Below are 20,367 nucleotides of genomic sequence, written 5' to 3'. Positions count from 1 at the left end.
CTTCGGAATCAGCCGAACAGTTCAGTTCGGCTCATAGAACACCCCGCGTCCATCCATCGGCGGGACGCGGGGTGACGGGCCCAGTCAGATACTGAAGCCGAGGGCTCGCATCATGTCGCGGCCATCGTCGGTAATCCGTTCCGGACCCCACGGCGGCATCCACACCCAGTTGATGCGGAATCGCTCGACGATGCCGTCCAGCGACTGCCCCGTCTGCTCCTCGAGCACGTCGGTGAGCGGGCAGCCAGCCGAGGTGAGCGTCATGCTGATGATCAGGGCGTCGTTCTCGTCGTCCCAGGTCAGGTCATAGATCAGGCCGAGGTCGACGACGTTCACCCCGAGTTCGGGATCCATTACGTCTTTCAGCGCCTCTTCGACCTGGTCGAAGAGCGCCGGTGCCAGTGCCGTAGCCATATGGTTAGCCTACGCTCGACGCGTTGAGGTAGCGATCGTAGCCCTCGTTCTCGAGGCGCTCGGCCAGCTCGGGGCCACCTTCCTCAGCGACCTTGCCGTCGACGAACACGTGCACGAAGTCCGGCTTGATGTAGCGCAGGATTCGCGTGTAGTGGGTGATCAGCATGATGCCGAGGCCGGTGTTCTCCATGGCGCGGTTGACACCCTCGGAGACGACCTTCAGCGCATCGACGTCGAGGCCGGAATCGGTCTCGTCGAGCACCGCGAACTTCGGCTTTAGCAGCTCGAGCTGCAGGATCTCGTGGCGCTTCTTCTCGCCGCCCGAGAAGCCCTCGTTGACGTTGCGGGCCGCGAACGCGGAGTCCATCCGCAGGTTGCCCATCGACGTACGGACTTCCTTCAGCCACGGGCGCAGCGCCGGGGCTTCGCCGTCGAGCGCGGTCTTCGCGGTGCGCAGGAAGTTGTCGACCGTGACGCCGGGGATCTCCACCGGGTACTGCATGGCCAGGAAAAGGCCGGCGCGGGCGCGCTCGTCGATGCTCATCGCGAGCACGTCCTTGCCATCAAGCGTGATGGTTCCGCCGGTGACGTTGTAGCGCGGGTGTCCGGCGATCGTGTAGGCGAGCGTCGACTTGCCGGACCCGTTGGGGCCCATGATCGCGTGGATCTCGCCCTCACGGATGGTGAGGTCGACGCCCTTCAGGATCTCCTTGGTGCCCTGGTCGGAGTCGATGGTGACCTGGAGGCCCTTGATTTCAAGTACAGACATGTTTTCGTTGATTCCTATGCGTCGGCAGCGACCGTGTCGCTGGGATCGATGTAGACGTCGCCGTCCGTGACGGTCACGACGTAGACCGGGACCGGCTCGAAGGCCGGAAGGGTGAGCGGCCGACCGGTGGTCAGCGAGAAGCGGGAGCCGTGGGCCCAGCATTCGAGGGTGTCGTCCTCGACGAAGCCCTCCGACAGCGAGATGTCACCGTGGGTGCAGGTGTCGCCGATGGCGTGGATGTCGCCCGCGGAGTCCTTGACCACCGCGATCGGCACGCCGTCGATGACGACGCGTTTGGCAGCGCCGACGGCGATCTCCTCGACGGAGCAGGCTCGGGATGCTGCCATTACTCAGCCCCTACCCGGGCGAGTTCCGCCTCCAGTGCCGTCTGCAGGCGAGCCTCGAGCGTGGGTTCGCCGATCTTCTGCACGATCTCGGAGAGGAAGCCGAGCACGACCAACCGTCGCGCTTCGTCCTCGGTGATGCCGCGGGCGCGCAGGTAGAACAGGTGCTCGTCGTCGAAACGACCGGTCGCGCTGGCGTGGCCGGCGCCGGCGATGTCGCCGGTCTCGATCTCAAGGTTCGGGATCGAGTCGGCGCGGGTGCCGTCGCTGAGCACGAGGTTGCGGTTCTGCTCGTAGCTGTCGGTGCCGGGGGCGTCGCGGCCGATGAGCACGTCACCGACCCAGACGGTACGGGCGCCTTCACCGTTCAGTGCGCCCTTGTAGTTGACCCGGCTGCGCGTGTTCGGTGCGTCGTGGTTGACGTAGACGCGCTGCTCGAGGTGCTGGCCGGCGTCGGCGAAGTACACGCCGAAGAGCTCGCCGTCGGCTCCCTGCTCCGCAAGGTGCGCGGACGGGTTGACCCGAACCACCTTGCCGCCGAGCGAGACGACGATGTGCTTGAGTGTGCCGTCGCGGCCGATGCGCGCGAAGTGGCTGGCCAGGTGCAGGGCGTTGTCATCCCACTCCTGCACCGAGACGACGGTGAGGCGGGCGCCATCCTCGACGACCACCTCGACGTTCTCGGACAGGCGGGCGTCGCCGGTCGACAGCAGAACGACCGTGCCGGTGCTGTTCGCCTTCGCGGTGATCACGGTGTGCGCAGCGCGCAGGGTGTCGCCGAGTGCGGAGCGCTTGAGGGTGACGGTGGCGCCCTCCTCCGAGGTAACGGTGATCGCGAGCGACTTCTCGAACGAGGACCACGCGTTTGCGGCGGCGCGTTCCTCGGCGGCGCCGGCCAGGCCGATGCGCGCGTCGGTGCGGTCGATCCATTCGACGGTGACACACCGGATGTCTCGGGGTGTTCCACCTGGTAGGGGCTGCCGTCGAGCTGGTCGTCGATCAGCGGACGGACGAGGTCCACCGGGGTGAGCTTCCATTCCGCCTCGCGGCCGGTGACGGCCGGGAAGTCGGCATGGTTGACAGAGGAGAACCGCTCCGAACGAGTCTGGACCGGGACATCCGCAAAGCTGTGGCTGTGTTCTTTCAGTCCGTGCTGTTCAGGAGTGAGCGTGCTAGCTTCCGACATTTAGCCGACGGATCCTTCCATGCTCATCTCGATGAGCTTGTTGAGTTCAAGCGCGTATTCCATGGGCAGTTCGCGCGCGATGGGCTCGATGAACCCGCGCACGATCATGGCCATGGCTTCGTCTTCGGGCATGCCGCGGGGACTGCAGGTAGAACAGCTGTTCCTCGCTCACGCGCGACACGGTCGCCTCGTGGCCGAGCTGCACATCGTCGACGCGGATGTCGATAGCCGGGTAGGTGTCGGAGCGCGAGATGGTATCCACCAGCAGCGCGTCACAGCGAACCGTGTTCGCGGAGTGATGCGCGTTCGCATCCACCCGCACTTCGCCGCGGTAGCCGGCGCGACCACCGCCACGGGCGATCGACTTGGAGACGATCGATGACGTGGTGTGCGGTGCCATGTGGATCATCTTGGCGCCGGCATCCTGATGCTGACCGGGGCCGGCGAAGGCGACCGACAGGGTCTCACCCTTGGCGTGCTCACCCATCAGGTAGATCGACGGGTACTTCATGGTCACCTTGGAACCGATGTTGCCGTCGATCCACTCCATGGTGGCACCCTCGTGGGCGATCGCACGCTTGGTGACCAGGTTGTAGACGTTGTTCGACCAGTTCTGGATCGTCGTGTAGCGAACGCGAGCGTTCTTCTTCACGATGATCTCGACCACGGCCGAGTGCAGCGAGTCGGACTTGTAGATCGGGGCGGTGCAGCCCTCGATGTAGTGCACGTAGCTGCCCTCGTCGGCAATGATCAGCGTGCGCTCGAACTGGCCCATGTTCTCGGTGTTGATCCGGAAGTAAGCCTGCAGCGGGATCGAGACGTGCACGCCCGGCGGCACGTAGACGAAGGACCCGCCTGACCAGACGGACGAGTTCAGTGCGGCGAACTTGTTGTCGCCGGACGGGATGACGGTGCCGAAGTACTCCTCGAAGAACTCGGGGTGCTCACGCAGCGCCGTGTCGGTGTCCATGAAGATCACGCCCTGAGCTTCGAGCTCTTCGTTGATCTGGTGGTAGACGACCTCGGACTCGTACTGCGCGGCGACGCCGGCGACCAGGCGCTGACGCTCAGCCTCGGGGATGCCGAGCTTCTCGTAGGTGTTCTTGATGTCTTCGGGCAGCTCTTCCCAAGTGGCTGCCTGACGTTCGGTGGAGCGCACGAAGTACTTGATGTTGTCGAAGTCAATGCCCGAGAGGTCAGCACCCCAGTTCGGCATGGGCTTCATGCCGAACAGCTTGAGTGCCTTGAGTCGGTTCTTGAGCATCCACTCGGGCTCGTCCTTGAGACGAGAGATATCGGTGACCACCTCTTCTGAGAGGCCACGCCGCGCGGATGCGCCCGCGGCGTCGGGGTCGGACCAGCCGAACTCGTACTGGCCAAGGCCTTCAAGCTCGGGTCGGTCGATCAGGACGTCTGACATGGGCTACCTCATTTCCTACTGGACCTAACCAGTGTGGCTGGTTCAGCATTCCTTACGGCTTCAGCACAGCGGGAAGCGGATCAACGCGAACGCACAATTAGTGGCTGCTTAGACTGATCCAGGACACGGGGAGCGGTGACCCCGTCGTCAACACTGACTTCCCGGCATGGCTGTTCGTAGAACCTGTCAATTCTACAGGGAGTCACCTGAAAAGTAACGAAGGACGAGAATCCCCTTGACGAGCTCCCCCACTGCTGCCCCGGTTCGCCGGAATCGCTTCTACACCTGGCTGCCTGAGGCGATCGATCGGCGGATCAAAGTCTTCGCCTGGTTGTCGTTCTTCACCGAGCTGGCGATCATCGGCACCGGTGGCGCGGTTCGCCTCACCGGCTCCGGGCTCGGCTGCCCGACGTGGCCGACCTGCACGCCGGATTCCCTGATCCCGACGGCGGAGATGGGCATTCACGGCGTCATCGAGTTCGGCAACCGCACCATGACCGGGGTGCTCAGTATCGTCGCCGTGATCATGCTCGTGCTGCTCTGGCGCATCCGGGCTGAGCGTCGTGATCTGTTCAGCCTCGCGATCGTGCTGCTCGGCGGCATCCTCGCGCAGGCGATCGTCGGCGGCGTGACCGTCTGGACCGGGCTGAACCCGGTGATCGTCGGCTTCCACTACGTCGTGTCGCTCGGCCTGGTCTGCGTGGCTGCGGCTCTGGTCTATCGGGTGTACTCCCCCGCTGGCCGTCGCGAGCGGATAGTGCCGCGCTGGTATGCGATTGTTTCGCACGTTTCGACGCTGCTGCTTGCGGTGACCATCGCGTTCGGCGTGCTGACGACCGGCGCGGGTCCGCACTCGGGCGACGCCGCGGCGGGGCGCAACGGGTTCAACGCCGAGCTTCTGCAGCACATCCACGCATGGCCGGCCTACGCGCTGTTCGCGCTCACGATCGTGCTGATAATCGGGGCATGGCGGATGCCGCGGCTTCGGTCGTGGACGATCGGGCTGCTCGTGGTCGAACTGGTGCAGGTCGCCGTCGGCATCTACCAGGCCCGCAATGGCCTGCCCGAACTCGCAGTGGGCGTGCACATGGTGCTCGCTGCCCTGCTCGCAGCCGTGATGACCGTGGTGCTGCTCGCGCAGAAGCGTCCGGTCGCGTAACTACTCAGGTTGCCGGCCCGTCCCGACTCGACCAGCAAGGCGGGATTTGGCATCCAGGACGACGACCCTCCGTTTTTGCAATGTCACTCTGAAGTGACACAGCAAATTGGCACTACTGCACTCCGAAGTGGGGGGCGGAGTGCTGGGTCTAGAACGGCAGCAGCGGGTCGACCGCGACCGCCAGGAACAGCAGCGTCAGGTAGGTGATGCTCGCGCGGAAGACCAGCATCGGCTGCATCTTCTCGCCCCGGATTGCCTGCCCGTACAGGCGGTGGGTCTCGTAGATGAACCAGCCGCCCGAGATCAGCGCCACGCCCGAGTACACGAGCCCCATCGGCGCGACCGGGATCAGCAGCAGCGAGCAGACCACCGTGGCCCACGCGTACAGGATCGTCTGCAGGCCGACCTCGGCGCGACCGCGCACGACGGCGAGCATCGGCACGCCGGCGTTCTCGTAGTCGTCGCGGTACTTCATCGACAGCGGCCAGTAGTGCGGCGGTGTCCACAGGAACACCACCATGAACAGGATGAGCGCTTCCCAGCTGACCGACTCGGTGACGGCGGCCCAGCCGATCATCACCGGGAAACATCCGGCAATTCCGCCCCAGACGATGTTCTGCTCGGTGCGGCGCTTGAGAATCAGCGTGTAGACCACCACGTAGAAGAAGATCGCGGCGACCGACAGGCTCGCGGCCAGCCAGTTGGTGAACACCAGCAGCCACACGGTCGAGACCACGGTGAGCACCCAGGCGAAGATCAGCGCCGACCGGTCGGAGATCTCCCCCGTCACCAGCGGACGATTCTCGGTGCGGTGCATCAGCCGGTCGATATCGCGGTCGATGTAACAGTTGAACGCGCTCGCTGCACCGGCGCTCATCGAACCACCGATGAGGGTGGCGACCAGCAACCACAGGTTCGGGATGCCGCCCTGGGCCAGGATCATCACCGGAGCCGTCGTCACCAGCAGCAACTCGGTGACACGCGGCTTGGTCAGGGAGATATAGGCCTTGAGGGTGCGCCGGAATCCGATACGACGATCGTCGACAGGGTGGGCTACGGCTACGTTCATCGCTCCTCGTAAGTGCCTAAGAATCAAGTCGCAAGTCTAGTCGATCAGTCATCACGAGCCGCCGTGCCGCTCAGCGCCGCTCAGAACCTCATTCGTCGTCATCAGCAGCCGGTTCCCTATACTTGGGGGTGCTTGCCGGAGATGGCGCAAGCTCCCGAGTTCTTGATCGGGACGGCCGTCTCCCAGCCAACGATGCCTGCGGCAGGCGGTAATTCCCGAGCGTGTTCCCCCCACGCCGCAACGAAAGGGTCACAGTCAAGTGGCAGCATTCCAATGGGATTCCATTGACAGCAAGGCAGTAGACACCGCACGACTCCTCGCGGCAGACGCCGTTGAAAAGGTCGGAAACGGGCACCCGGGAACGGCCATGAGCCTCGCTCCCGCTGCGTACCTGCTCTTCCAGAAGGTCATGCGCCACGACCCGGCCGACCAGCACTGGCTGGGACGCGACCGGTTCATCCTGTCCGCCGGCCACAGCTCGCTCACGCAGTATGTGCAGCTCTACCTCGGTGGGTATGGACTCGAGCTCGACGACCTCAAGCACCTGCGCACCTGGGGTTCGAAGACTCCCGGTCACCCCGAGTACGGCCACACCGACGGTGTCGAGATCACCACCGGCCCGCTCGGACAGGGCCTCGCGTCGGCCGTCGGCTTCGCCTACGCCGCCCGCTACGAGCGCGGACTGCTCGACCCGGAGGCCGCCGAGGGCACCAGCCCGTTCGACCACCACATCTACGTCATCGCCGGTGACGGCGACCTGCAGGAGGGCGTCACCAGCGAAGCCGGTTCGCTCGCCGGCCACCAGCACCTCGGCAACCTGATCGCGATCTACGACTCCAACCAGATCTCGATCGAGGATGACACCAACATCGCCTTCACCGAGGACGTCGCCAAGCGCTACGACTCCTACGGTTGGCAGGTCCAGGTCGTCGACTGGAAGAAGACCGGCGAGTACGTCGAGGACATCCACGCCCTCCACGACGCGATCGAGGCGGCCAAGGCCGAGACCACGAAGCCGAGCCTGATCATCCTGAAGACCATCATCGGCTGGCCCAGCCCGAAGAAGCAGAACACCGGCAAGATCCACGGATCCGCCCTGGGCGCCGACGAGCTCGCCGCCGTCAAGGAGGTGCTCGGCTTCGACCCCGCGAAGAACTTCGTCGTCTCCGATGAGGTCATCGCGCACACCCGCAAGGCCGTCGAGCGCGGCGCCGAGAAGCGCGCCGAGTGGCAGAAGGGCTTCGACGCCTGGGCCGCCGCCAACCCGGAGCGGAAGCAGCTGCTCGACCGGCTCGAGACCGGCGAACTGCCCGAAGGCGTCGAGGCGGCACTGCCCGTGTTCGAAGCGGGTAAGGATGTCTCCACCCGCGCCGCATCCGGCAAGGTACTCAACGCACTCGGCCCGGTCATCCCCGAACTGTGGGGCGGCTCCGCCGATCTCGCCGAGTCGAACAACACCACTATCGAAGGTGCGAAGTCGTTCGTGCCCGAGCAGTACTCCACCGCCGCGTGGAAGGGCGACAAGTACGGCCGCGTGCTGCACTTCGGCATCCGCGAGCACGCGATGGGCGCCATCCTGAACGGCATCGTCCTGCACGGCAAGACGCGCGCGTTCGGCGGCACCTTCCTGATCTTCAGCGACTACATGCGCCCCGCGGTGCGTCTGGCCGCGCTCATGAAGTCGCCGTCGATCTTCGTCTGGACGCACGACTCCGTCGCGCTCGGCGAGGACGGCCCGACCCACCAGCCGATCGAGCAGCTCGCCACCCTGCGCGCCATCCCCGGTCTGGACATCGTCCGCCCCGGCGACGCCAACGAGGTGGCCTGGGCTTGGAAGACGATCCTCGAGCGTCGTGAAGGCCCCGCTGGCATCGCCCTGACCCGTCAGAACATCCCGGTGTTCGAGCGCGGCGACGGCGACGCATCCGGTGACGTGTTCGCCTCGGCGAAGAACGTCGCCAAGGGCGGCTACGTGCTGGCTGAGGCGCCGAACGGCACCCCGGACGTGATCCTGATCGCCACCGGCTCCGAGGTGCAGCTCGCGGTCAACGCCCGCGAGGCACTCAAGGCCGATGGCGTGAACGCGCGCGTCGTGTCGATGCCCTCCGTCGAGTGGTTCGAGGAGCAGACCCCCGAATACAAGGAGTCGGTCCTGCCGAAGTCGGTCACCGCTCGCGTCTCGGTCGAGGCCGGTCTCGATCTGACCTGGCAGCGGTACGTCGGCGACGCCGGGCGTAGCGTGTCGATTGAGCACTTCGGTGCTTCCGCCGACTACAAGACCCTGTTCAGCAAGTTCGGCATCACCACCGAGGCTGTCGTCTCGGCCGCCAAGGAAACGCTGGCAGCCCTCTAGGCGCCCGGCAACGAGGAAGAAGAGAAATGACGAACAACACTCCTACCGCCCAGCTTTCCGACCTTGGCGTCAGCATTTGGCTTGACGACCTCTCCCGCGACCGCATCGTCTCGGGTGGCCTGGCTCAGCTCATCGAAGACCGCAACGTGGTTGGTGTCACCACCAACCCGACGATCTTCGCCGCCGCGTTGAAGAACGGCCAGACCTACGACGATCAGGTCGCCGTGCTCGCCAAGTCCGGCGCATCCGTCACCGACGCGGTGTTCGAGATCACCACCCACGACGTGGCCACCGCGTGCGACATCATGCGCCCGGTTTACGACGCCTCCGGCGGCTTCGACGGCCGTGTCTCCATTGAGGTGGAGCCGGCAGTCGCGCACGACGCCGCGGGCACCATCGCCGAGGCGAAGACCCTGTGGGCAAAGGTCGACCGTCCGAACGTAATGATCAAGATCCCCGCCACGGTTGAGGGCTTGGAGGCCATCACCGCGACGATCGCCGAGGGCATCAGCGTCAACGTGACCCTGATCTTCAGCCTGCAGCGCTACCGCGAGGTCATCAACGCCTACCTCACCGGACTCGAGCAGGCCAAGGCAAACGGCCACGACCTCTCCACGATCCACTCGGTCGCCTCCTTCTTCGTGTCGCGTGTCGACACCGAGATCGACAAGCGCCTCGAGGCGATCGGCACCGACGAGGCCAAGGCGCTCAAGGGCAAGGCCGGCGTCGCGAACGCCCGTCTGGCCTACGAGGTCTACGAGCAGGCCTTCGCCACCGAGCGCGCCAAGATGCTGCTGGATGCCGGCGCCAACAAGCAGCGCCCGCTGTGGGCCTCCACCGGCGTCAAGGACCCGAACCTGCCCGACACCATGTACGTCACCGAGCTCGCCGTGCGCGAGACCGTGAACACCATGCCGGAGAAGACCCTCGAGGCCACCTACGACCACGGTGTGATCGAAGGCGACGCGGTCACCGGTTCCTACGCCGAGGCGAACCAGGTCATGGACAAGGTCGCCGCGGTCGGCGTCTCCTACGACGACGTCACCGCGTTGCTGGAGAAGGAGGGTGTCGAGAAGTTCAAGGTCTCGTGGGACGAACTGCTCGAGACCATCACCGCCGCACTCGAAGGTGCCAAGTGAGCATCAAGATCGGGCTGAGCGGCGCCGCACAGGCGGCGGTCGACCGGGTCGTTCCGCAACTGGTCAACGACCTGGTTGCGAGCCGGCTCACCAACCTCGACGAGACCCTGTGGGGTCCCGAAGCCGAGGAAGAAGCCGCGAAACGGCTCGGCTGGACCGAGTCGATCGTCGTCTCGCGGCCGCTGGTGGATGACATCATCGCGCTGCGGCACAAGCTCCGGGCATCCGGCATCGACCACATCGTGCTCGGTGGCATGGGCGGTTCGTCGCTGGCTCCCGAGGTGATCACCCGCACCGAGGGTGCCGAGCTCACCGTGCTCGACTCCACCGCCCCCGGCCAGGTGCGCGCCGCCCTCGAGGACCGGCTCACCACCACCGCGGTGGTGATCTCGTCCAAGTCGGGCGGCACCGTCGAGACCGACAGCCAGAAGCGCGTGTACGAGGAAGCGTTCCGTGAGGCGGGCATCGACCCGATCGACCGGATCATCGTCGTCACCGACCCCGGTTCCCCGCTCGACGTCTCGGCTCGTGAGGCGGGCTACCGCGTGTTCAACGCGGACCCGAACGTCGGCGGCCGGTATTCGGCGCTGACCGCGTTCGGGCTGGTCCCGTCCGGGCTTGCCGGGGTCGACATCGCCCGCCTGCTCGACGAGGCCGAAGCGGTCTCGCTCGAGCTGGCCCAGGACGAGGCATCCAACCCCGGGCTGGTGCTCGGCGCCGCGATCGCTGGCACCCGTCCGCTCAAGGACAAGCTCGGGATCGTCGCCGACGGCACCCACATCGTCGGCTTCGCGGACTGGGCTGAGCAGCTCATCGCCGAGTCGACCGGCAAGATGGGCCGCGGCCTGCTGCCGGTCGTGCTGCCGACGAGCGCGCCTGAGCTGGCTCTCGACCTGCCCGACCTGCAGGTGGTTCGGCTGGTCGGCGACTGGCACGACACTCAGAATGTCGCGAACGGCGAGATCGAGATCACCGGCACGCTCGGTGCGCAGCTGTTGACCTGGGAGTACGCGACGGCCGTGGCCGGACGCATCCTCGGCATCAACCCGTTCGACCAGCCCGATGTGGAGTCCGCCAAGGTCGCCGCCCGTGGCATGCTCGACGCGCGCCCCGAACCGACCGAACCGGCGTTCAACGCCGGCGGCATCGAGGTGCGCGGCAGGATCGCCGAAGGCACCGCGACGCTCGAGGCCGCGATCGGCGCCCTGCTGGCGCAGATCGGCGAGACCGGTTACCTCTCGATCCAGGCGTACGTCGACCGTGTCACGCATCCGGATCTCGAGAAGCTGCGCAACCTGTTCGCCGAGAAGACCGGTCGCCCGGTCACCTTCGGCTGGGGCCCGCGCTTCCTGCACTCCACCGGTCAGTTCCACAAGGGTGGCCCGGCGGTCGGCGTTTTCCTGCAACTGTTGGAGACCACGACTTCGGATGTCGCCATCCCGGGTCGTCCGTTCACCTTCGGTGAGCTGATCCAGGCGCAGGCAAACGGAGACGCCACCGTTCTCGCTGAGCACGGCCGTCCTGTGCTCTCGCTCACCCTCGCCGACCCGGCCGCAGCAGTCGCGACGCTTACGCGCGCGCTCGGCTGAGTTTTCCGTAACGCAACAAGGAGCTTTATGCCTCCCGTGCAGATCGCGCCCGGGCAGAACCCGCTGCGCCTGCCCACCGACCGCCGGCTGAACCGCATCGCGGGACCCAGTGCACTGATCATCTTCGGAGTGACCGGTGACCTGTCCCGCAAGAAGCTGATGCCAGCGGTGTACGACCTCGCCAACCGCGGGTTGCTGCCCGCCGGGTTCGCCCTCGTCGGGTTCGCCCGGCGGGATTGGGAGACCCAGGACTTCGAGAAGGAGGTGCACGATGCTGTAGCCCAGTACGCGCGTACCCCCTTCGACGAGGACGTGTGGCGGCAGCTTAGCCAGGGGATCCGTTTCGTGCAGGGCGAGTTCGACGACCCGGACGCGTTCGCACGGCTCAAGGAGACGCTCGAGGAACTGGACGAGAACCGCGGGACCATGGGCAACCATGCGTTCTACCTCTCCATTCCGCCGAAGGCGTTCCCGCTGGTCACCGAGCAGCTCCGCAATGCCGGGCTCGCCGAGCCGCACGGGGAGTCCTGGCGACGAGTGGTCATTGAGAAGCCGTTCGGCAGCGACCTGCGCACCGCCCGGCAGCTGAATGACGTCGTCGAGTCGGTGTTCCCGGCCGAGTCGGTGTTCCGCATCGACCACTATCTGGGCAAGGAGACGGTGCAGAACATCCTGGCGCTGCGCTTCGCGAACCAGCTCTGGGAACCGATCTGGAACGCCAACTACGTCGACCACGTGCAGATCACCATGGCCGAGGACATCGGCGTCGGTGGCCGCGCGGGCTACTACGACGGCATCGGCGCGGCCCGCGACGTCATCCAGAACCACCTGCTGCAGCTGCTCGCGCTCACCGCCATGGAGGAGCCCAACTCGTTCGACGCCAGCGATCTGCGGGCAGAGAAGGAGAAGGTGCTCGCCGCGGTGCGGTTGCCCGAGAACCTCGCCGCCTCCACCGCCCGCGGCCAGTACGCCGGCGGTTGGCAGGGTGGCGAGAAGGTGCTCGGCTTCCTCGCTGAGGAGGGCATGAACCCGCAGTCCACGACCGAGACCTACGCGGCGATGCGCCTGGACATCGGCACCCGCCGCTGGGCCGGTGTGCCGTTCTACCTGCGCGCAGGCAAGCGCCTTGGCCGACGGGTGACCGAGATCGCGGTGGTCTTCAAGCGTGCCCCGCAGTACCTGTTCGAAGAGAGCCAGACCTCCGAGCTCGGCGAGAACGCGATCGTCATCCGCGTACAGCCGGACGAGGGCGTCACCATCCGGTTCGGTTCCAAGGTGCCCGGAGGCAAGATGCAGATCCGCGACGTCACCATGGACTTCGGCTACGGTCACGCCTTCACCGAGGCCAGCCCGGAAGCGTACGAACGGCTGATCCTCGACGTGCTGCTCGGCGAACCGCCGTTGTTCCCGCGTCACGAAGAGGTTGAACTGAGCTGGAAGATCCTCGACCCGATCGAGGAGTTCTGGGCCACTCAGGGTCAGCCGGAACAGTACAAGCCCGGCTCCTGGGGCCCCGGCTCCGCCGATGAATTGATGGCCCGTGATGGCCGCACCTGGAGGCGTCCATGATCGTCGAACTGCCCGACACCACCACCAGTGCCGTCTCGAAACGGCTCGTCAGCATCCGCGAGGAGGGCGGCGTCGTCGCCCTCGGCCGGGTACTGACCCTCGTCATCTCCGTGCCGGTCGGCGAGGAGGAAGAGGCGATCGAGGCCGCGAACGACGCCTCCCGCGAGCACCCGATGCGGGTGATCGTGATCTCGACGGACCGCTCACGGCAGACCCGGCTGGATGCCGAGATCCGCGTCGGCGGCGACGCCGGCGCCAGCGAGGTCATCGTGCTGCGCGCCTATGGCGAGATCGCCGGCGACGAGGAGGGCCTGGTCATGGCGCTGCTCCTGCCGGACGCGCCGGTCGTGGCCTGGTGGCCGCACGACGCCCCGGCGAACCCGAGCGCGTCTCCGCTCGGCCGGATCGCGCAGCGCCGGATCACGGATGCCGCGGCCGTCGTCGACCCCGGCGCGGCAATCTCGCTCCGCTCGCTCTCGTACGCCCCGGGTGACACCGACTTCGCCTGGACGCGACTCACCCTGTGGCGTGCCCAGCTCGCTGCGGTACTGGACCAGCCGCCGTACGAGCCGATCACCGCGGTCGATGTCTCCGGATCGTATGACTCGCCGTCGACCATGCTGCTCGCGGCGTGGCTGACCATGCAACTGGACGCGCCGGTGCGACTGGAGATGACCAGCGACGAATCCCCGTCCGGCATCCACGGCGTGAAACTGCACCGCGCCTCCGGGACCATCGCCCTCGAGCGCCCGATTCCCAACATCGCGACCCTCACCCAGCCCGGTCAGCCGAGCCAGGACATCTCCCTGCCGCGACGCAGCCTGCGCGACTGCCTCGCCGAAGAGTTGCGCCGATTGGATCCGGATGATTTGTTTGGACGAGTGATCCGGCAGGGAATGGCCCTGGTCGCCCATCAAGTGGCGACACCGGCGCAGACAGGCAGAGGCAAGTAGTCCAGTGACGAATGAGCGGCGGGTGCTGGTGCACCCGGACAAGGTATCCCTGGCAGGGTCGGCTGCGGCACGTTTCATCACCAAGATGATCGACGTGCTCGAGACCGAACCCGAGGCGCACATCGCCCTGACCGGCGGCTCGATGGGCATCGGAGTGCTCGCCGCCATCAACTCCTCGCCCGCCCGGGACACCGTGGATTGGTCGCGCCTGCACTTCTGGTGGGGCGACGAGCGCTGGGTACCGCGAGGTCACGCCGACCGGAACGACCAGCAGGCCTTTGATGCCCTGCTGTCGCACGTGGCGGTCGATGAGTCGAAGGTGCACACCTTCGGCTCCCCCGACGAGTTCGCCGACCTCGATGCGGCGGCTGACGCGTATGCCGCGGAGCTGAAGGCAGCGGCATCCGAGGGTGACTACCCACGGATGGCGGTCACCTTCCTCGGTGTCGGTCCGGACGGGCACGTGGCGTCGCTGTTCCCGGGGCTCCAGGGCGTCCGCGAAACCGAGCGCTCGGTCATCGCCGTGCGGAACTCGCCGAAGCCCCCGCCGGAGCGGCTCAGCCTGACCCTGCCGGTGATCAACGCCTCGGAGCGGATCTGGCTGGTGCTCGCCGGAGCAGACAAGGCGTCAGCGCTCGCGCTGACAATGGCTGGCGCGAACACCACCGATGTTCCCGCGGCCGGGGTGCAGGGTCGCAAGCGCACCGTCTTCTTCGTCGATCGGGAGGCCACCGCCGAGGTGCCCGACGACCTGGTCGCGGCTAACCGTTACTGGACCGCCGCGGACGAGTAGACCACCGCCGCGGACAGCTGACCACACGCTGCAACCACGAAGGGCGGGCACATCCTCACGATGTGCCCGCCCTTCGTTATGACAGTGTCAGCTGGCGACGGTGCCGCGACGCGTGCGCAGCTGCTGCAAGGCTTCCTCGAGGAGGGACTCGGCCTCTTCCTCCGAGCGACGCTCCTTCACATAGGCGAGGTGCGTCTTGTACGGCTCGAGCTTGGCAACTTTGGGCGGGTTGTCCTTGTCGCGCCCGGCTGGCAGACCCGTCGACGGGCTGTCGATGACTTCGGGGATCTCTTCGGCTGGCAGGTTCGCCGCGAAGTAGCGGACGGTCTCGTTGCCGGCCTCATCCCAGTACGACACGGCAACACGCTCCGCGTGGAACCCGTGATCCTGCTCCCCCATCGGGCCCGCACCAACGCGCGAGCCACGAATGGCACTTCCTCCAGACGCCATGACTTCCCCTAAATTCCGGTGTCGAACTTGGTGATGAGTCCCAGCACGACGATGGACGTCAGCCAGACCAGCGCCAAGATGACGGTGATGCGGTTCAGATTTCGTTCCGCAACCCCGGACGCACCGAGGTTCGAGGTGACGCCTCCGCCGAACATGTCGGACAGGCCTCCACCACGGCCGCGGTGCAGCAGGATCAGCAGGGTGAGCAGGAGGCTTGTAATGCCCAGGATGACCTGCAGCACGACCTGAAGAATTTCCACGGGTTGCCTTTCAGACGGTTGTGAACCGCCAACTAGTATAAGCGGGCGTACAGCCCGACGTGCTGCTTGAAACGAACGATACTCGTGAACTCCGTAACATCCAGGCTCGCACCGCCGACGAGAGCACCATCGACGTCCGGCTGCCGCATGAAACCGGCGATGTTGGACGCCTTGACGGAGCCGCCGTACAGGATGCGGGTAGCCTCGGCAACCTCGTCACCGAGCACCTCCGCTACGACCGCACGCAGCGCCTGGCAGACCTGCTGGGCCTGCTCCGGCGTGGCTGCCTGGCCGGAGCCGATCGCCCAGACCGGCTCGTAGGCGACGACGATGTCGGTCGCCTTTCCAGCCTGCGCGAGCGCGCCGCGCAACTGGGCGACCGGGACCGCGCTCGGGCCGTGCTGTTCCAGGTCTTCGGCGGTCTCGCCGACGCAGATCACCGGGGTGACGCCGTTCTTCAACGCTGCGGCGGTCTTCGCTGCCACGACCTCGTCGGTCTCGGCGTGGTACTGGCGCCGCTCGGAGTGTCCGATGATCACGTAGTCGGCCTGCAACGCCTTGAGGAAGGATGCTGCCACCTCACCGGTGTAGGCGCCGGAGTCGTGCTGGCTGACATCCTGCGCACCGAAGCCCAGCTTGAGCTTGTCGGCCGAGATCAGAGTCTGCACGCTGCGCAGGTCGGTGAACGGCGGGAACACCGCGACCTCGACAGCGCCGAAGTCGTGACGGGCGTCCTTGAGACTCCAGGCGAGCTTCTGCACGAATGCGATCGCTTGCAGGTGGTCGAGATTCATTTTCCAGTTGCCCGCGATGAGCGGGACACGGCTGTTCACTGCCATCCGAGGACCTCCAGTCCGGGAAGTTTCTTACCTTCAAGGAACTCGAGGCTGGCACCGCCGCCAGTCGAGATGTGACCGAACTGGTCATCCGCGAAGCCGAGTGCGCGCACCGCGGCGGCGGAGTCTCCCCCGCCAACCACACCGAGACCATCGACCTCGGTGAGCGCGGCGGCGATGGTCTTGGTACCGGCCGCGAACGGCGAGAGTTCGAAAACGCCCATCGGGCCGTTCCAGAACACGGTCTTCGACGAACGGATCACGTCGGCGAAGCGGGCGGATGTCTCGGGGCCGATGTCGAGCCCGAGACCGGAGGAACCGAACGGAGTGTCCTCGATGGCATCCGCGGCGGCGATCACGTGCTCCGCGTCCTCGCCGAACTTCGAGGCCACGACGACATCGGTGGGCAGCACGAGCTGGACGCCGCGGCGTTCGGCCTCGGCCATGTATCCCTTGACGGTGTCGATCTGGTCGGCTTCGAGCAGGCTCGAGGCGACCTTGTGGCCGAGCGCGGCGAGGAAGGTGAAGAGCATCCCGCCGCCGATCAGCAGCGAGTCGACCCGCGGCAGCAGGTGCCCGATGACGCCGAGCTTGTCGCTCACCTTGGAGCCGCCGAGGACGACCGCGTACGGCCGTTCCGGGTTCTCGGTGAGCCGGTCCAGCACTTCGAGCTCCGATGCGATCAGTCGCCCGGCAGCGCTCGGCAGCAGGGACGCCAGTTCGTAGACGCTCGCCTGCTTGCGGTGGACGACACCGAAGCCGTCCGAGACGAACGCGTCACCGAATGCGGCGAGTTGTTCGGCGAAGGCGCGGCGTTCCGCATCGTCTTTGCTGGTCTCCCCCGGATTGAACCGCAGGTTCTCCAGCAGGGCGACCTGGCCGCCGGTCAAGCCGTCGACCACGGCGCGAGCAGCGGCGCCGACAGTATCAGTGGCGAAGGCGACCGGGCTGTCCAGCAGCTCGCCGAGTCGCTGCGCGACCGGGGCGAGGCTGTACTTCGGGTCGGGCGCACCATCCGGGCGGCCGAGGTGAGAGACGATGACGACGTTGGCGCCCGCCTGGACGAGGTCAGTCACCGTGGGGACGGACGCACGAATGCGTCCGTCATCGGTGATGACCCCGTCGTTCAGCGGAACGTTCAAGTCGCATCGCAGCAGGACGGTCTTCCCGGTCAAAGAGCCGAGGCTCTCGATCGTGCGCAATGCCACGGAGCGGTTTCCTTACAGACGGTCGGCGACGTACTCGGTCAGGTCGACGAGACGGTTGGAGTATCCCCACTCGTTGTCGTACCAGCTCGACAGCTTGACCTGGTCTCCGATCACGCGGAGCAGGCCGGAGTCGAAGATCGACGAGTGCGGGTCGGAGACGATGTCGCTGGAGACGATCTCGTCTTCGGTGTACTTGAGGATACCCTTCAACTTGCCTTCGGCGGCTTCCTTGTAGGCGGCCTTGATCTCGTCGGCGGTCACCGGGCGCGAGGCGGTCACGGTGAGGTCGGTGATCGAACCGGTGGGAACCGGAACGCGCAGCGCGAAGCCGTCGAGCTTGCCGACCAGCTCGGGCATGACCAGGCCGATCGCCTTGGCTGCGCCGGTGGAGGTCGGGACGATGTTCATCGCGGCGGCGCGTGCGCGGCGCAGGTCCTTGTGCGGGCCGTCCTGCAGGTTCTGGTCTGCGGTGTACGCGTGCACGGTGGTCATCAGGCCACGTTCGATACCGAAGTTGTCGTTGAAGACCTTGGCTAGCGGCGCGAGGCAGTTGGTCGTGCAGGACGCGTTGGAGATGATGTGGTGGCTGGCCGGGTCGTACGACTCGTGGTTCACGCCCATCACGAAGGTGGCGTCCTCGCCGGTGGCGGGAGCCGAGATCAGGACCTTCTTGGCGCCGGCCTGGATGTGCTTGCGGGCGTCGTCGGCCTTGGTGAACCGGCCGGTGGACTCCACGACGATGTCGACACCGAGGTCGCCCCAGGCGAGAGCGGCAGGGTCGCGCTCTTCGAGGACCTTGATGGCCTTGCCGTTGACGATGATCTGGTCACCCTCTCGCTCGACGGTGGCGTCGAGACGTCCGGTGATGGAGTCGTACTTGAGCAGGTGAGCGAGCGCCTTGTTGTCGGTGAGGTCGTTGACGGCGACGATCTCGAGGTCGCTTCCCTTGGCCAGGGCGGCACGGAAGTAGTTTCGGCCGATCCGGCCGAATCCGTTAATGCCGATCTTGACGGACATTGATTCTCCTGTTGCTTCAAGCGCCGAGGCGCAGGGGTGGTTGGGCAACTAATAGCGGAGCGGCTGGGTCGCATGCGCGGCCCAGCCGCGATGCCGTTACGAGAGTATCAGCAGGCCGTTCGTCTTCTCACGAGCCGTGCTGAAGCGCTGCTGGACGTTCGCCCAGTCGACGATGTTCCAGAACGCCTTCACGTAGTCGGCGCGGACGTTCTTGTAGTCGAGGTAATAGGCGTGCTCCCAGACGTCCAGCATCAGCAGCGGGATGGTGCCGGCCGGGAAGTTGGCCTGCTGGTCGAAGAACTGCAGAACGACCAGACGCTGGCCGATGGCGTCCCACGCGAGGACAGCCCAGCCGGAGCCCTGCACACCGAGTGCGGTCGCCGTGAAGTGGCCCTGGAACTTATCGAAGCTGCCGAACTGGTCGTCGATCGCCGAGGCCAGCTCGCCGGTCGGCTTGTCGCCACCGTTCGGGGACATGTTGGTCCAGAAAATCGAGTGGTTCACGTGACCACCGAGGTTGAACGCGAGGTCCTTCTCGAGCTTGTTGACGTTCGTGAAGTCGTTCTTGTCACGAGCTTCTGCAAGCTTCTCGAGAGCGGTGTTGGCGCCGGCGACGTAGGTCGCGTGGTGCTTCGAGTGGTGCAACTCCATGATGGTGCCGCTGATGCTCGGCTCGAGAGCCGAGTAATCGTAGGCAAGCTCCGGCAGGGTGTATTCAGCCATTGGTTTTCTCCTAGCGAGGTTTGACCCGGCCGCAATCGGAGCTTGCGCCGGGCGACTGATTCAGTCTACTTAGGACAACCCCAGCGCGTTCAGAATGTTCCCAGTCAGCTCTCAAGTTCTCCGGGCAGGCCCGCGTCGGTGCCGGGAACGCCGGTTTCAGCCGCGCGCTTGTCGGCCATCGCGAGCAGACGGCGGATGCGTCCGGCAACCGCGTCCTTCGTCATCGGCGGTTCCGCGTTGTGGCCGAGCTCATCGAGGCTGGCATCCCGGTGCCTGAGCCGCAGCTCTCCCGCGTAGCGCAGGTGGTCCGGGATGTCCTCGCCGAGGATCTCCATCGCCCGCTCCACGCGCGCGCAGGCGGCCACGGCAGCCTGGGCGGAGCGGCGCAGGTTCGCGTCGTCGAAGTTGACCAGACGGTTCGCGGTTGCCCGGACCTCGCGCCGCTGCCGCATCTCTTCCCACGAGGCAACGCTCGCGCTGGCGCCGATCAGTCGGAGCATGGTGCCGATGGCCTCGCCGTCACGCACGACGACGCGGTGCACGCCGCGCACCTCGCGCGCCTTGGCTGAGACGTTCAGCCGGCCGGCCGCGCCAACCAGCGCCATCGCAGCCTCACTGCCGGGACAGGTGATCTCCAACGCGGCCGAACGGCCCGGGTCGGTGAGCGTGCCGCCCGCGAGGAACGCGCCTCGCCAGATGGCCGCAAGAACCTCGGGGCCACCGGTGGTGAGCTTGTTCGGCAGCCCGCGGATGGGCCGGCGACGGGCATCCAGCAGCCCGGTCTGCCTGGCGAGCGTCTCTCCCCCGTCGAGCACCCGGACCAGGTAGTTGCTGGTGCGGCGGAGGCCGGATGCGGCGATCACCGACAGTTCGCTGCGCACCCCGTACAGCTCGGCCAGGTCTTTGCGGACCCGACGCGCGAGCGGTGCGCTGTCGAGCTCGGATTCGACCGCGATGCGGGCGGAGATCACATGCAACCCCCCGGAAAACCGAAGGATAGTCGCCAGTTCCGCCGCCCGAACCGTGGTCTTGCCCGCCTCGACCTTGATGAGTTCGTCTTTAACGTCGGCGGTTAGAGCCACTGGTATTCCTTTGCTTTGTTCGGGTTCGTAAGTC

The 20,367-nt window shown here is 66.2% G+C and carries 18 protein-coding genes and 2 pseudogenes; 7 read left to right on the top strand and 13 right to left on the bottom strand.

Features of this window, described 5'->3' with window-relative positions:
- Positions 1-84: 84 nt before the first annotated feature.
- From GO591_RS06920 to sufB, 5 genes and pseudogenes are all read right to left on the bottom strand, one after another.
- Complete coding sequence (locus GO591_RS06920; protein WP_157156146.1) at positions 85-414, bottom strand: metal-sulfur cluster assembly factor; 330 nt, start codon at positions 412-414, stop codon at positions 85-87.
- A 4-nt stretch (positions 415-418) separates the two neighbouring features.
- A complete protein-coding gene (gene sufC / locus GO591_RS06915; RefSeq protein WP_157156145.1) occupies positions 419-1,183 on the bottom strand; it encodes a Fe-S cluster assembly ATPase SufC in 765 nt (254 codons plus the stop codon).
- Between the two features lie 14 nt (positions 1,184-1,197).
- Positions 1,198-1,530: a non-heme iron oxygenase ferredoxin subunit gene (locus GO591_RS06910; RefSeq protein ID WP_157156144.1), complete on the bottom strand. Its 333-nt coding sequence runs from the start codon at positions 1,528-1,530 to the stop codon at positions 1,198-1,200.
- A pseudogene (gene sufD / locus GO591_RS06905) lies at positions 1,530-2,713 on the bottom strand (Fe-S cluster assembly protein SufD). Before sufD ends, GO591_RS06910 begins: the two are co-directional and overlap by 1 nt.
- Positions 2,714-4,133, bottom strand: a pseudogene (gene sufB, locus GO591_RS06900) (Fe-S cluster assembly protein SufB).
- A gap of 229 nt (positions 4,134-4,362) precedes the next feature.
- Here sufB and GO591_RS06895 point away from each other — a divergent pair.
- Positions 4,363-5,292, top strand: a complete 930-nt coding sequence (locus GO591_RS06895; RefSeq protein WP_157157812.1) for a COX15/CtaA family protein — start codon at positions 4,363-4,365, stop codon at positions 5,290-5,292.
- Positions 5,293-5,440: 148 nt separating this feature from the next.
- On the opposite strand, the gene GO591_RS06890 is transcribed toward GO591_RS06895, so the two are convergent.
- Positions 5,441-6,361, bottom strand: coding sequence for a heme o synthase (locus GO591_RS06890; RefSeq protein WP_157156143.1), 921 nt, complete (start codon positions 6,359-6,361; stop codon positions 5,441-5,443).
- A gap of 259 nt (positions 6,362-6,620) precedes the next feature.
- On the opposite strand from GO591_RS06890, the gene tkt reads away from it, so the two are divergent.
- Genes tkt through pgl form a run of 6 tightly spaced genes read left to right on the top strand, consistent with a single transcriptional unit; the run spans position 6,621 to position 14,757 of the window.
- A complete protein-coding gene (gene tkt, locus GO591_RS06885; protein ID WP_157156142.1) occupies positions 6,621-8,714 on the top strand; it encodes a transketolase in 2,094 nt (697 codons plus the stop codon).
- 26 nt (positions 8,715-8,740) lie between these two features.
- On the top strand, positions 8,741-9,853 hold the full coding sequence (gene tal, locus GO591_RS06880; protein WP_157156141.1) for a transaldolase: 1,113 nt from the start codon (positions 8,741-8,743) through the stop codon (positions 9,851-9,853).
- On the top strand, positions 9,850-11,442 hold the full coding sequence (locus tag GO591_RS06875; protein ID WP_157156140.1) for a glucose-6-phosphate isomerase: 1,593 nt from the start codon (positions 9,850-9,852) through the stop codon (positions 11,440-11,442). The genes tal and GO591_RS06875 overlap by 4 nt, the downstream gene beginning before the upstream one ends.
- Before the next feature lie 27 nt (positions 11,443-11,469).
- Positions 11,470-13,011 carry a glucose-6-phosphate dehydrogenase gene (gene zwf / locus GO591_RS06870; RefSeq protein WP_157156139.1) on the top strand — a complete coding sequence of 514 codons (1,542 nt, stop codon included), beginning with the start codon at positions 11,470-11,472 and terminating at the stop codon, positions 13,009-13,011.
- Positions 13,008-13,964: a glucose-6-phosphate dehydrogenase assembly protein OpcA gene (locus tag GO591_RS06865; RefSeq protein WP_157156138.1), complete on the top strand. Its 957-nt coding sequence runs from the start codon at positions 13,008-13,010 to the stop codon at positions 13,962-13,964. The genes zwf and GO591_RS06865 overlap by 4 nt, the downstream gene beginning before the upstream one ends.
- Before the next feature lie 4 nt (positions 13,965-13,968).
- Positions 13,969-14,757, top strand: coding sequence for a 6-phosphogluconolactonase (pgl, locus tag GO591_RS06860; protein WP_157156137.1), 789 nt, complete (start codon positions 13,969-13,971; stop codon positions 14,755-14,757).
- 87 nt (positions 14,758-14,844) lie between these two features.
- On the opposite strand, the gene GO591_RS06855 is transcribed toward pgl, so the two are convergent.
- From GO591_RS06855 to whiA, 7 genes are all read right to left on the bottom strand, one after another.
- Complete coding sequence (locus tag GO591_RS06855; RefSeq protein WP_157156136.1) at positions 14,845-15,207, bottom strand: RNA polymerase-binding protein RbpA; 363 nt, start codon at positions 15,205-15,207, stop codon at positions 14,845-14,847.
- Positions 15,208-15,215: 8 nt separating this feature from the next.
- Positions 15,216-15,467 (bottom strand): preprotein translocase subunit SecG, encoded by a 252-nt coding sequence (gene secG, locus GO591_RS06850; protein WP_157156135.1) that lies wholly within the window; start codon positions 15,465-15,467, stop codon positions 15,216-15,218.
- Between the two features lie 32 nt (positions 15,468-15,499).
- Entirely contained in the window at positions 15,500-16,306 is an 807-nt protein-coding gene (gene tpiA, locus GO591_RS06845) for a triose-phosphate isomerase (protein WP_157156134.1), read from the bottom strand.
- On the bottom strand, positions 16,297-17,511 hold the full coding sequence (locus GO591_RS06840; RefSeq protein WP_157156133.1) for a phosphoglycerate kinase: 1,215 nt from the start codon (positions 17,509-17,511) through the stop codon (positions 16,297-16,299). Before GO591_RS06840 ends, tpiA begins: the two co-directional genes overlap by 10 nt.
- A gap of 12 nt (positions 17,512-17,523) precedes the next feature.
- A complete protein-coding gene (gene gap / locus GO591_RS06835; protein WP_157156132.1) occupies positions 17,524-18,528 on the bottom strand; it encodes a type I glyceraldehyde-3-phosphate dehydrogenase in 1,005 nt (334 codons plus the stop codon).
- Between the two features lie 96 nt (positions 18,529-18,624).
- Positions 18,625-19,251: a superoxide dismutase gene (locus tag GO591_RS06830; protein WP_157156131.1), complete on the bottom strand. Its 627-nt coding sequence runs from the start codon at positions 19,249-19,251 to the stop codon at positions 18,625-18,627.
- Positions 19,252-19,355: 104 nt separating this feature from the next.
- Positions 19,356-20,333 carry a DNA-binding protein WhiA gene (gene whiA / locus GO591_RS06825; protein WP_157156130.1) on the bottom strand — a complete coding sequence of 326 codons (978 nt, stop codon included), beginning with the start codon at positions 20,331-20,333 and terminating at the stop codon, positions 19,356-19,358.
- Positions 20,334-20,367 lie beyond the last annotated feature (34 nt).

The organism is Diaminobutyricimonas sp. LJ205 (assembly GCF_009755725.1).
Lineage (GTDB): Bacteria > Actinomycetota > Actinomycetes > Actinomycetales > Microbacteriaceae > Ruicaihuangia.
This window is presented reverse-complemented; position numbering and strand designations above follow the sequence as displayed.